Source organism: Blautia coccoides, from assembly GCF_034355335.1.
In the GTDB taxonomy this organism is placed as follows: Bacteria; Bacillota; Clostridia; order Lachnospirales; family Lachnospiraceae; genus Blautia; species Blautia producta.
In genome coordinates this window covers 5,215,759-5,227,713 of the sequence record NZ_CP136422.1, presented here as the reverse complement: position 1 = coordinate 5,227,713, position 11,955 = coordinate 5,215,759, and the positions used below count along the sequence as shown (strand labels likewise).

Annotated in this window: 8 protein-coding genes; 6 read left to right on the top strand and 2 right to left on the bottom strand. The window is 48.7% G+C overall.

Annotated elements, in window-relative coordinates; genetic code table 11:
- Positions 1–198: 198 nt before the first annotated feature.
- The 4 genes from BLCOC_RS23520 to BLCOC_RS23505 all read left to right on the top strand — a co-directional run bounded on the left by BLCOC_RS23520 (position 199) and on the right by BLCOC_RS23505 (position 7,362).
- Positions 199–1,128: a glycoside hydrolase family 43 protein gene (locus tag BLCOC_RS23520; protein ID WP_115623523.1), complete on the top strand. Its 930-nt coding sequence runs from the start codon at positions 199–201 to the stop codon at positions 1,126–1,128.
- Between the two features lie 111 nt (positions 1,129–1,239).
- Positions 1,240–4,470 (top strand): family 43 glycosylhydrolase, encoded by a 3,231-nt coding sequence (locus BLCOC_RS23515; RefSeq protein WP_115623522.1) that lies wholly within the window; start codon positions 1,240–1,242, stop codon positions 4,468–4,470.
- 92 nt (positions 4,471–4,562) lie between these two features.
- Complete coding sequence (locus BLCOC_RS23510; RefSeq protein WP_029471162.1) at positions 4,563–5,702, top strand: glycoside hydrolase family 88 protein; 1,140 nt, start codon at positions 4,563–4,565, stop codon at positions 5,700–5,702.
- Between the two features lie 10 nt (positions 5,703–5,712).
- Complete coding sequence (locus tag BLCOC_RS23505) at positions 5,713–7,362, top strand: DUF2264 domain-containing protein (RefSeq protein ID WP_115623521.1); 1,650 nt, start codon at positions 5,713–5,715, stop codon at positions 7,360–7,362.
- A 406-nt stretch (positions 7,363–7,768) separates the two neighbouring features.
- On the opposite strand, the gene BLCOC_RS23500 is transcribed toward BLCOC_RS23505, so the two are convergent.
- Entirely contained in the window at positions 7,769–9,079 is a 1,311-nt protein-coding gene (locus tag BLCOC_RS23500) for a glycoside hydrolase family 27 protein (protein WP_115623520.1), read from the bottom strand.
- A gap of 140 nt (positions 9,080–9,219) precedes the next feature.
- Here BLCOC_RS23500 and BLCOC_RS23495 point away from each other — a divergent pair, with 140 nt between their 5' ends.
- Both BLCOC_RS23495 and BLCOC_RS23490 read left to right on the top strand, forming a co-directional pair.
- Positions 9,220–10,098, top strand: a complete 879-nt coding sequence (locus BLCOC_RS23495; protein WP_115623519.1) for an AraC family transcriptional regulator — start codon at positions 9,220–9,222, stop codon at positions 10,096–10,098.
- 5 nt (positions 10,099–10,103) lie between these two features.
- Positions 10,104–11,054, top strand: a complete 951-nt coding sequence (locus BLCOC_RS23490) for an N-acetylmuramoyl-L-alanine amidase family protein (protein WP_242998993.1) — start codon at positions 10,104–10,106, stop codon at positions 11,052–11,054.
- Here the strand turns inward: BLCOC_RS23490 and BLCOC_RS23485 are convergent.
- Complete coding sequence (locus BLCOC_RS23485; protein ID WP_115623517.1) at positions 11,044–11,910, bottom strand: helix-turn-helix domain-containing protein; 867 nt, start codon at positions 11,908–11,910, stop codon at positions 11,044–11,046. The genes BLCOC_RS23490 and BLCOC_RS23485 overlap by 11 nt on opposite strands.
- Positions 11,911–11,955 lie beyond the last annotated feature (45 nt).

Below are 11,955 nucleotides of genomic sequence, written 5' to 3'. Positions count from 1 at the left end.
TTGGTTTTGTTTTTCTGCTAAAACATATTATAGGGAACCTGCCGGGGAAAACAATGGAATTAAGAGAGACTTATTGTAAATCAGCGACTTTTTTGCGGAAAGCCATTGTGAAAATACGTGGGTTGTAGTAAAATGAAATAAATTTGAAACCGATTTCACAAAATGAAAAGATAGTGCGGATGAGGAGGAAAAAGCTGCATGGAGAATAGAAAAAAAGGTTATTTATTTGTACATTTTACAGGGGAATCCCCCGAGGGAGAGCAGGTGTATTATGCGCTTAGCAGGGATGGACTGCACTGGCAGGATCTAAACGGCCAAAAGCCGGTGATCCGCTGGAAAGCCGGGGAAAAGGGAGTCAGGGATCCGTTTATAGTAAGATCTGTCATAGACGGGAAATTTTATATCATTGCAACGGACTTAAGGATAGCAAACGGCAAAGGTTGGACCGCGGCACAGATGGAGGGAAGTACAAAAATCGTGATCTGGTGTTCCACGGACCTGGTAAACTGGTCAGAACCCTGGACATTCGAGACAGGGGTCCCCGGGGCAGGCTGCGCGTGGGCGCCGGAGGCAGTATATGACCCGGAGAAGGAAGCATATCTTGTGTTCTGGGCCTCCATGACAAAGGAGACAGGTGATACCGCGCACAAACAGAGGATTTACAGCGCCTATACAAGAGATTTTAAAGAGTTCACAGCACCGGGAAAATACATTGAGAGGGAACATCATGTGATAGATACCACTATAGTGGAGGTGGCTGGTGTTTTCTACCGTTTTTCCAAGGACGAGACAACTAAAAAGGTACGCATGGACAGAGGCACAAGTCTTCAGGGAGAATTTACGGAGATGGATGCGGAGACATTAAATACTTTGATGGGAGTGGAAGGACCGGCAGCATTCCCCATAGGAGAAGAGGGAGAATGGTGTCTTATGGTGGATCGGTTTGCGGAAGGGCTTGGGTATCTTCCCCTTATCTGCACAAGCCTGGAAAAAGGCGACTTTAAAGTGGCAGAACCCGGAGATTACCATATGGGAGATGTCTGCAAGCGCCATGGTTCTGTGCTGGTTCTGAAGGAAGAGGAATATGAGCGCCTGCAAACCTGTTTTGGCAACAAGATATCAGAGTGACAGGTTACTGGTACTTCATGCCAGACAGTATGCCTGGCAGCGCACAGACACAGATTTGAAAGAGGGTAATTATTTGCCCGGCTGAAGGTTACAGGAAAGGAAGAATATAATATGCAGGTAAAGATAAATACAAGAGCGGAAAAGGCAGATATGCAGGACCTGTTCGGTATCTTTTTTGAGGATTTAAACCATGCGGCAGACGGAGGATTATACGCGGAACTGATCCGCAATCGGGCATTTGAATTTTGCTCTGTGGACAACCCGGACTATCACGGACTGACTGCCTGGGAGAAGATTGAAAAGGGAGGAAAGACCGAGCTTCATGTGGAAAAAGAACATGGTCTTTTCCCTGAAAATCCTCACTATCTGGTGATGGAAATACTGGAAGAGGGGGAGGATATCGGTGTGTGTAACCATGGATTTGGTCCGGGTATCTTCTATGAAAAAGGGGCATACTATGACTTTTCCTGCTATGCCAGAAAGGAGCGGGGAGACTGTGACAAGCTGGTGGTATCCCTGCGTTCCGGGACAGGGGAGATATACACTTCCCAGACCATTGATATTACGGAAAAATGGGAAAAATACCAGCTCACGTTCCAAGTTCCTTGTGATGACAGACAGGGAAGACTTGCTGTGACTGCAAAGGGCAGCGGGTGTGTTGAACTTGATTTTGTTTCCCTGTTTCCGGTACATACATATAAGAACAGAAAGAACGGCCTGCGCAGGGATCTGGCGCAGCTTTTGGAAGAAATGCATCCCAGATTTTTGCGTTTTCCGGGAGGATGTTTGGTACACGGCGGTTCCCTTCACGCCGGAGACAGGGATAGTCTGTACCGGTGGAAAAACACCATCGGTCCTGTGGAAAACCGCCCCGCCTGCAGAAATAATTGGGGATATAATCAGACTATGGGGCTGGGATATTATGAGTATTTTCTGCTATGCGAGGATTTGGGAGCGAAGCCTGTCCCGGTGCTTCCGGGAGGCTATGATCCCCACACCCATGAGGCGGCTGTGGGAGATGAACTGAAAGATTACGTTCAGGACGCACTGGACCTCATTGAATTTGCCAATGGAGACGCGGAGTCATACTGGGGCAGCAGACGTGCGGCTATGGGGCATCCAGAACCCTTTCATATGGAATACATAGGTATCGGGAATGAGGAAGTGGGAGAACCGTTTTTTGAGCGGTATCCTCTTTTCCACCGGGCAGTGAGGGAGAAATATCCTGAGATTAAGATAATCGGGACCAGTGGTCCGTTCGCCGCGGGAAAGGAATATGACAGAGGATGGCAGTCCGCAAGGGAGGAAGGGGCAGACCTGGTGGATGAACATTATTATCAGTCGCCGGAGTGGTTTATTGCTGAGCACCACCGCTATGACGCGTTTTGGGATAACGGTCCCAAGGTATTTTTAGGAGAGTATGCTTCTCAGGATAATACCTGGTTTAATGCATTGGCCGAGGCATCCTACATGGTGGGGATGCAGAACGCTGCCCATGCGGTAAAGCTGGCATGTTACGCACCGCTTTTCTGTCACGTACATTATGAAAACTGGAGACCGGATATGATATGGTTTGACAACTGCGCGGCAGTGCCCACGCCCAGTTATCATGTACAGAAGCTCTTCATGAACCACCACGGGGATGCGGTTCTTAAGCAGGAGATATCTGGGAAAGGCTCTTCTGTAATGATGAGCCGGTATCCTGACAGTCTTCCGGGTGATATTGTTCTGGAGGCCAATGAATCACAGGTGGCATTTGAAAATATTGTGATCACAGAGGAGGACACAGGGAAGAAGTATACCTGTCAGAAAACCGTGCTGAGTCCGGAATGTTCCAGAAAAAGAATTGCAACCGTTGACAGCCAAAATTATACCATCCGTCTCAACGCCAGGGAGCTGAGCGGCAAAAAGGGATTTACGGTCAGCTTCGGGCAGCAGGATGAGAAGAACCGTCTGTTTTGGAGACTTGGCGGATGGGCCAATGAAGACTCTATAATCGGAGAGGATATAGACGGCAGGAATTCCTGTCTGATCCAGCGCACACGAAGCGTAGAAGCCGGAAGGAATTACGACCTGGAGCTCCGTGTTCGGGGAAGAAGAGTGGAGACCTATGTGGACGGCGCGGCAGAGCTGGAGACAGAGGTGCGACCTGTTGCCGCGGAACCGGTGTATATCACCAGCAGCCTGGAAAGGGAAACAGGTGATATTATTGTAAAGATAGTGAATGTCCTGCCCCGAGAAGAGAACGTGCAGATCTGTCTGGAGGGTGAGGAAGGCAGCCGCTTTACAGGGCATATATACCGGATGGAAGGGTTTGACAGGGATGACAGAAATACCTTTAAACACCCTGATCTGGTGAGACCGGATGTGGCGGATATTGAATTTGACAGTTCTGTATTTGAGGTTGACATAAAACCGGAATCCCTGTGTATATTAAGACTTTGCCGCAGACAGAACCCTGTACTTCACGGACTTTATGCAGACCCGGATATGCTGAAATATAAAGATACCTATTATCTCTATCCAACAACAGACGGTTTTGCGAACTGGTCCGGAACACAGTTTCATGCTTTCTCATCCGAGAATCTGAGAGAATGGAAAGATGAGGGGGTCATTTTGGATACGGCCTCTGAGCAGGTTCCATGGTCTGTAGGCTCGGCATGGGCGCCCGCTGTCTTTGAGAGGGACGGGCAGTTTTACTTTTATTTCTGTGCGAAAAGGCCGGATGGAGTGTCCTGTATCGGCGCTGCGGTCAGCAGTTCTCCTGCATCCGGATACCGGGCACAGCCAAAGCCTCTGCTGACACCCGAAATGGTACAGGCAGCAGGAGTAAAGATGAGCCAGGTGATAGACCCATCCATCTACGAGGAGGATGGGCAGGTGTACATGTTGTTTGGAAACGGCAGTCCTGCTGTTGTGAAATTAAGTGAAGACCTGCTTCATATCTGCCCGGAAACCATGAAAAATCTGGAAGGGGCAGAGGATTTCAGAGAGGCTGTAACCGTATTAAAAAGAGAAGGAATATATCATTTTACCTGGTCATGTGATGATACAGGAAGTGAGGATTACCATGTGAATTACGGTATTTCCCACAGCCTGTATGGACCGGTGAAATACCTGTATCCGGTACTGGAAAAAAGGCCGGGAGCCGGTGTTCTGGGGACAGGCCATCACTGCATTCTCAGGGAGCCGCAGGAGGATATTTATTATATGGCATATCACCGTTTTGCCACCCCTGTAAGGGAATATCCTGAGGGCAGAGGCTGTCACCGTGAGACATGTATTGACCGGGTGGAGTTCGGAACGGACGGCAGAATGAAGCCGGTACAGGTACAGCCGTAGAGCTTAGTTATAAGATGAGAAGAGATCAGCCGTGCTTTGGCAGGAGGGTATTGCGGGCACAGGCTGTATGCAGATATGGAGGACACAGAGTAATGCAGAATTTTTTATCGGAATCAGATCATAAATGGCTGGAGGAGACTTTTGCGAAATTTGACCTAAAGATGGAAAAGGAATGTGAAAGACTGGGAGATAAAATTCCCTATATTCCACAGAACGGACACTATGAGGAGGATTGGGGTGACAGGGATATTGCCTGGTGGACCAACGGTTTCTGGGGTGGTATCCTGTGGCAGATGTATCACGCCACCGGGAAAGAAGTCTACCGCCAAAAGGCTGAAAATGTGGAGCGTCGGCTGGATCGGTCCATGGAAGAATATGAGGGGCTTTATCACGATGTGGGATTTATGTGGATGCACACAGCAGTGGCAGATTACAGGCTCACAGGGAATCGTGCATCCTATGTCAGAGGGCAGCACGCGGCCAATCTGCTGGCAGGAAGGTTCAATGTGCTGGGCAATTTTATCCGGGCCTGGAATGATGATAAGACAGGATGGATGATCATAGACTGCCTGATGAATCTGTCCCTTCTCTACTGGGCTTCTGAGGAGTCAGGGGACCCGCGGTTTGAAGCTGTTGCCAGAAGGCATGCGGACACAGCTATGGAGAAAATACTGCGCCCGGACGGTTCCTGTAATCACATAGCCATACTGGACCCGCTGACAGGAGAGCTTTTGGACGCACCGGCAGGGCAGGGATACGGGGAAGGCTCATCCTGGTCCAGAGGCCAGTCCTGGGCAGTCTATGGATTTGCCATCAGCTACGCCCACACCAAAGAACAGAAATATCTGGATGCAGCAAAGCAGACAGCCCACTATTTTATCTCCAATGTCTCCCTTACGGATTACCTTCCTCTGTGCGATTTCAGAGCGCCGGAGGAACCGCTGTATTACGATTCCACAGCAGGCGCCTGTGCAGCCTGCGGCCTCCTGGAGATCGCAAAACATGTGCCGGAAAATGAAAAATTCCTGTACGAAAAAAGCGCTCTGCGCATTCTGCAGGCAATGGAGAAACATTTCTGTAACTGGAATCCTGAGGAGGACGGAGTCCTGGGCATGGGAAAAGTAGCGTATCACGATGAGGGAGAGAACCGTCAGGTTCCTATTATTTATGGGGACTATTTCTTTATCGAGGCAGTTCTGAGACTGATGGAAAAAGATTTCTGGATCTGGTAGGGGGAGAGCCATGGGAGAGAAAAAGCTGAACACAAGACAGGATTTTGAAAATTTGATGCTGGACATTTTAAATCCGCTGAAACCGTATTACAGTACAAAAAAGGCGCGCCTGACCATTGGCTGCACCAGTGCCCATTACCCGGATGAGAGTGCCTGGATGGAGGGATTTTCCCGTCCGCTCTGGGGACTGGCAGCTTTCTGGGCAGGGGGCGGAAGGGATGATGCATTTGAAAACATATACAGAGAGGGGCTTGTGTCAGGCACAGACCCTGCGTCTTCGGAATACTGGGGAAAATGTGAGGATTATGACCAGAAGCTGGTTGAAATGGCTGCCATTGCCTTTGCCATTTTGTTTGCAGGTGAGAAAATCTGGGAGCCTCTGACAGAAAAAGAGAAAAAACAGGTAAGTGCATGGCTCTGGGAGATCAACCGTAATAAATGCTGTGACTGTAACTGGCGTTTCTTTCATATTTTGGTGAATACGGCACTTAGAAAAGCCGGAATGCCGTATGATGATAAGGGAATGGAGGAAAGCCTGGAGTTTATTGAATCCTGTTATATTGGCGGAGGATGGTATCTGGACGGAGAGAACGGACAGGCGGATTATTATATTCCTTTTGCCATGGAGTTCTACGGAATTATATACGCAATGGTCATGAAGGAGGAAGAACCAGAGCGGTGCAGGCGTTACCTGGAACGGGCAGAGGCGTTTGGAAAGGACTTTGTATACTGGTTTGCTGAGGACGGCAGCGCTCTTCCCTATGGGAGATCTCTGACTTACCGTTTTGCGCAGGCAGCTTTTTATTCCGCGTGTATCATGGCACATATTGAGCCGCTTCCGCTGCCGGTAATGAAGGGAATTCTTGTCCGCCATCTGGAATACTGGATGAAACAGCCCATTTTTGACCATACAGGCCTGCTGACGATCGGGTACTGTTATCCTAATCTGCAGATGACAGAGAGCTATAACTCTCCGCAGTCGCCTTATTGGGCTATGAAGACCTTTGCCTGTCTTGCCCTCCCTGAAGATGACCCTTTCTGGGTCTGTGAGGCGGCGCCGCTTCCGGAACTGGAAGAGGAAAAGTATCTGGAGAAGGCTGACATGATCATACAGAGAAGAGCGGACGGCAATGTTGTGGCTCTTCCCGGAGGACGGACCTTTGGGCATGTGCATGGTCATACAGAGGAAAAATACGCAAAGTTTGCTTACTCTGCCAAATACGGATTCAGTGTCATGCGCTCCCCGGTAAATTTCCAGGAGGCAGCGTCGGACAGTGTGCTGTCCTTTGAAGTGCTGGGGCATATATTTATCCGGGGGCAGGCAGAGAGCTATGAGGTGACAAAAGAACATGTGGTGTCCGTCTGGTCACCGCTTCCGGGGATTCGTGTGCGGTCCAAGATCATTCCTACCCGTGAGGGGCATAAAAGGATACATGAGATTGAGAGTAAATATGAGTGTATCGCGTATGATGCCGGTTTTGCCCTGCCTGTGGGAGATGCGGACGGATGCCGGGTGCGCTGCCTTCAGGGAGGGGGAGAGCCTATGATGGTCAAGCCGGACCCGAATACGAATTTGATCCACAGTAAAACGGTGATCCCTGTTGTGAGATATGAGATAGGGGAAGGGAAAAGTGTAATTGAGACGGAAGTATTATACTGAGTTATGATGCTCAACAATAATAGCTGGAAAAAGAAAAGGGGGCTTTCGTTATTTCTGCCAATGAAGTATAAATTGAAATGGCTATTCCCAATGCTGAGGTGCAGTATATTTATAAAAATACGATACTCTCCTGGTTTGACCGGAAAATACGGGACACGGATCTGAGCCAATTGTATGAGGCCATTGAGAATGGAGGCTTTTGAGGAACAGAAATATGACGCAGAACTTCGCAATGAGGGTTATACCAATATTTTAAAATATGGCATTTGCTTTTATAAAAAAGAGTGTATGGTGCGTATGTAAAAACGAGGCTGCAGCTAAAACGGAAAATCAGTTTTGGCTGCAGCCCAATTTTTTATATGTGACAGTTCAGACAAACTGAACTGTTATACCTATTCCGCTATTTTCACCGGAACACCTGATACAACACACAACCATGTTCCGGCAGTACAGCGCAGATTTCCCGTTTCTCACTGCGGAATGAAGTTCCATCCCACAAATCTATAAGAGTGACATTTCCGTCAAATTCTTTTCCCAGTTCATCCAGAGCAACGCGGATTGAAGCAGTCTCATCACTTAAATTAAACAGTGCGGTATAGAAAGTCCCTTCTTTTTCATCACAGGCAGTCCACACGGCTTTCTCCTTATCCAGGCAGATCTGTCTGGGACGGCAGGATGGGGGCAGCAGCGCCAGCACTTTGCGGTTGGTGAGCAGGGACAGTGTCCAGTCATCCAACTTTGTCATCTCCGCGCCCAGCATAAGCGGGGAACCAAACAGGCACCAGAGTGTCATCATAGTACGCTGTTCCTCTTTTGTGAATCTTGTCATGCGCTCATCCCCAAAGCCTTTACCGATCCATCCCAGAGGAAGCATGTCGCAGTCGGGATAACATCCTTCCGAGACTTGTGTCTGCCACAGCTCACAGCGGCGGAACATGTCCTTTAAATATTTCCATTCATCCCAGAAATCATCGGTAATGCGCCACATATTGGCATACTTTTCATAATGCCAGGCTCTGTCAATGAGGGCAGGTCCAGGTGAAAGAGAGAATACAATGGGGCGTCCGCAGCGCTTGATCGCGTTTGCAAGCATCTCCACCTCGTGAGCGGCATTATACTGGTTTTCCCGGTGAGGGCTTTGGTTGCAGGTATTGCAGATGTCATCGCATTTGATGAAATCTACACCCCAGGACGCGTATAATTCCAGCAGAGAATCATAGTAAGCCTGTCCGGCAGGTGTATTGTTCAGGCCATACATATCCGGATTCCAGGGGCAGATGGAGTATGGGTTGGCAGCTATGTCAGCGGTCACATCACAGTCCTTTATTTTCATATGGTTCTGAGCCGCTATACGGGGAATTCCGCGCATGATGTGAATACCGAATTTCAGACCAAGACTGTGCACATGATCAGCCAATGGACCAAAGCCCTTTTGACCGGCGGAAGAAGGAAAACGCTCCGGGTCAGGCAGCAGGCGGGAATATTCGTCCATCTCCAGTTCAGAGAAGGGGATATACTGGAACTGCTTTCTCATAGATCCGGCTTTATGGGCATACCACTGGATATCCACAACGATATATTCCCAGCCGAATTCCTTCAAATGCGCTGCCATATAGTCAGCGTTGGCCTTTACCTGTTCCTCATTGACTGTTGTGTCATAATAGTCATAACTGTTCCAGCCCATAGGCGGAACCTTGGCAAAACTGTTTTTATTCATAAGAACCTCCTGATATATTGGAAAACAGGGTAGAATTTTGACTTCTATTGTTTTCTTTGACTTATCCTGTAACAGTAATTATAATAAGATTGTGTGAAAAACAAAAGAATAGAAATTTGATATGAAGAGGTAAATTTTTGATGGAGTACAAGAGGGGCGTATTCGGCGTCTTGAATCAGGATGACATGGAGCCCCAGCCGCTTATCCTGCTGGACGGCGGTGTGGAGCGCCGGTGCGGGGAGACGTATGATTTTTCCAATGACAGGAGGCCTGGGTATGAAGGTTTTCTCTTTCAGTATACGCTTTCCGGGGAAGGGATATTTGAGAGGAATAAAAAAAGATACAGAGTGACGCGCGGTCAGGGATTTCTGATCCGGTTTCCCGAAGAAAGCAGATATTATCTGGAAAGAGACAGGAATGAACCATGGGAATTTCTCTATCTGCATTTCTGTGGGACCGCAGCACTGCCTTTTGTAAAAAAGATAAGAGATATCAGCCCGGATATTCTGGATCTGGATGAAAACAGCCCTCCTGTGCGCATGGCTCTTAGTCTGCAGAAACGTCTGACAAACGGGGAGCGGCTTCAAAAATACGAGGGCGGAGAGTTCCTCTACCGTTTTCTCTGCGCTGTCTTGAGGGAGACGGAACACCCGGCGGCACAGAAAAAGAGTTCCTCTGTCAAGAAGGCAGCAGAAATCATGGAGGAAGAATACCGGGGGCTGGCCGGAATAGAGGAGCTGGCAGCCAGACTGGACCTATCGCCGGAACATCTGTCAAGAGCATTTAAAGAGGAGATGGGAACAGCGCCCCTGTCCTATCTGACAGGACTCCGTCTGCAGTCAGCCATGAATGATCTGTTGGGTACGGAGCAAAGCATTGATTGTATCGCAAGAGCAAATGGCTTTTCCAATGGGAATTACTTTGCGAAGATATTCAGGAAACATGTGGGGATAAGCCCGGGCTGCTACAGAAAGAGTAATGGAATTGGCAAATACAGCGGGAAAGGAATGGGAGAATGAAAAAAATGGGAATTATATTCGGCAGTTTGATCTTTGTGCTGGCTGCTGTGCTGGCAGTTCTGGCAGTGACAGGCACACAGAAAAGCAGATCGCTCCAGCAGGAGATGAAGCGTATGGACAGACAGATAAGCAAAATGCAGAAATCTTCAGAGTCCCTGGAAAAGGAGCTGGAGGAATTAAAGAAAGAAGCCGAAAAGCAGGCATTGGAGGAAAAAGCGGAGCAGAATGGAGAAACGACAGGGGACGTCCAAGATGCCGGATCAGCAGGAGACGGTCAGGATGCAGATACATCCACTGCGCAAAATACAGAATCAAAGAGTAACGGAAGAAAAGTAGCTGTGGATCCCGGACATCAGGGGCCAGGAGCGGATACAGGAGGAACGGAACCCCTTGGCCCAGGCTCTGAGGAGATGAAAGATAAGTTTGCATCCGGTACGCAGGGAGTCTACACAGGTGTCCCTGAATATGAGCTGACGCTCAATATTTCCATGCAGCTTCAGGCAGAGTTAAAAAGCCGGGGATATGAGGTCATTATGACAAGAGAGGACAACGACACAGCCGTCAGCAACGTAGAACGCGCTCAGATCGCGGCAGAGAACGGTGCTGAGATCCTTGTGAGAATCCATGCGGACGGCAGTGAGGACAACAGCGCAAACGGAGCCATGACCATGATCCCCTCTGCAGAGAATCCCTATGTGGGCCAGCTTCACCAGGAAAGCAGCAGACTGGGGGAGGAAATCATTAATGCCTACTGTCAGGCAACGGGAATCAAGAATAATGGCGTAAGGCTCTATGACAACATGACCGGCATCAACTGGAGTACAGTCCCGGTCACTATTTTGGAGATGGGCTTTATGACCAACCAGAATGATGACCAGAAAATGCAGGACCCTGATATGCAGAAAAATATGGTACAGGGAATTGCCGACGGCATAGATGCGTATTTCAATCTGTAACGGCAGTCTGCCGCAAAGGGCTGTCATGGCCCGAGCTATGGGAATTCCGAAATTGTGATGGGGACATTTTAAATTGTTTCTTAAATGCTTTGCTCAGATGAAACTCATCATAAAATCCGAAGTTGACGGCAGCCTCATGAAGAGTGGAATCCGGCTGGTGTATCAGAAAATGCCGCACCATCTCCAGTTTGGTTTCCATCTGATAGGCGTAAAACGTCTTTTGGCAGACTTTCAGAAAGCGGTTGTTAAGCGTACGGGCACAGATAAAATGAGCGTCTGCCATTTCCCCGGCAGTGTAAAAGATCTGGGGATTTGATTGTATCTGACGGCAGATATCCTCCACTAAAGGATCGGAGGGCTGCTTATCCCTCGGGGAAGTCTGCAGTTGTGCTATTTCACATAAGAGCAGATTAAAGAGCAGGGAGAGGCGGCAGAGCTTTTCCGGGCTGTCTGACCAAAAGGCGGAGATAAGCTCTTCAAAATACCTGCGGATATGTGGAGCATGCCGGCAGTGCAGCAGGGTATGGCATGGAAGAAGTGTGGAGATTTCCATTTCTTCCATGCCGCTTTTTTCGTCCTTTTCGGAAGATGTGGGTAATACATGAAAGTACATATGCCGGTTTCCGGGGTTGCAGAGTTTTTTCCCATAGTGATGTCTGCCTGCACGGAGGATCAGCAGGTCATCCCGCTGTATTTCATAGATGTGCCCATCCTCTATAATCTCCCAGCCGCCATCAAGCATATAGAGAAAATCGTGTTCCGGAAGAGTACGGTCTGGGTGGAGCATACCGTTTACAGAGGTAATATAGTTGGCACTGGTTATCTGCCGGTGTGCCATTTTTTCTAAGACAAGCATGTAGATTCCTCCTTTTTAATAAGCTGTTTTCCATATTATACATGC

Excerpts from the sequence above, each read along its gene's own strand:
- BLCOC_RS23520 (WP_115623523.1), top strand. The coding sequence starts at position 199 with ATGGAGAATAGAAAAAAAGGTTATTTATTTGTACATTTTACAGGGGAA.
- BLCOC_RS23515 (WP_115623522.1), top strand. The coding sequence starts at position 1,240 with ATGCAGGTAAAGATAAATACAAGAGCGGAAAAGGCAGATATGCAGGAC.
- BLCOC_RS23510 (WP_029471162.1), top strand. The coding sequence starts at position 4,563 with ATGCAGAATTTTTTATCGGAATCAGATCATAAATGGCTGGAGGAGACT.
- BLCOC_RS23505 (WP_115623521.1), top strand. The coding sequence starts at position 5,713 with ATGGGAGAGAAAAAGCTGAACACAAGACAGGATTTTGAAAATTTGATG.
- BLCOC_RS23500 (WP_115623520.1), bottom strand. The coding sequence starts at position 9,079 with ATGAATAAAAACAGTTTTGCCAAGGTTCCGCCTATGGGCTGGAACAGT.
- BLCOC_RS23495 (WP_115623519.1), top strand. The coding sequence starts at position 9,220 with ATGGAGTACAAGAGGGGCGTATTCGGCGTCTTGAATCAGGATGACATG.
- BLCOC_RS23490 (WP_242998993.1), top strand. The coding sequence starts at position 10,104 with ATGGGAATTATATTCGGCAGTTTGATCTTTGTGCTGGCTGCTGTGCTG.
- BLCOC_RS23485 (WP_115623517.1), bottom strand. The coding sequence starts at position 11,910 with ATGCTTGTCTTAGAAAAAATGGCACACCGGCAGATAACCAGTGCCAAC.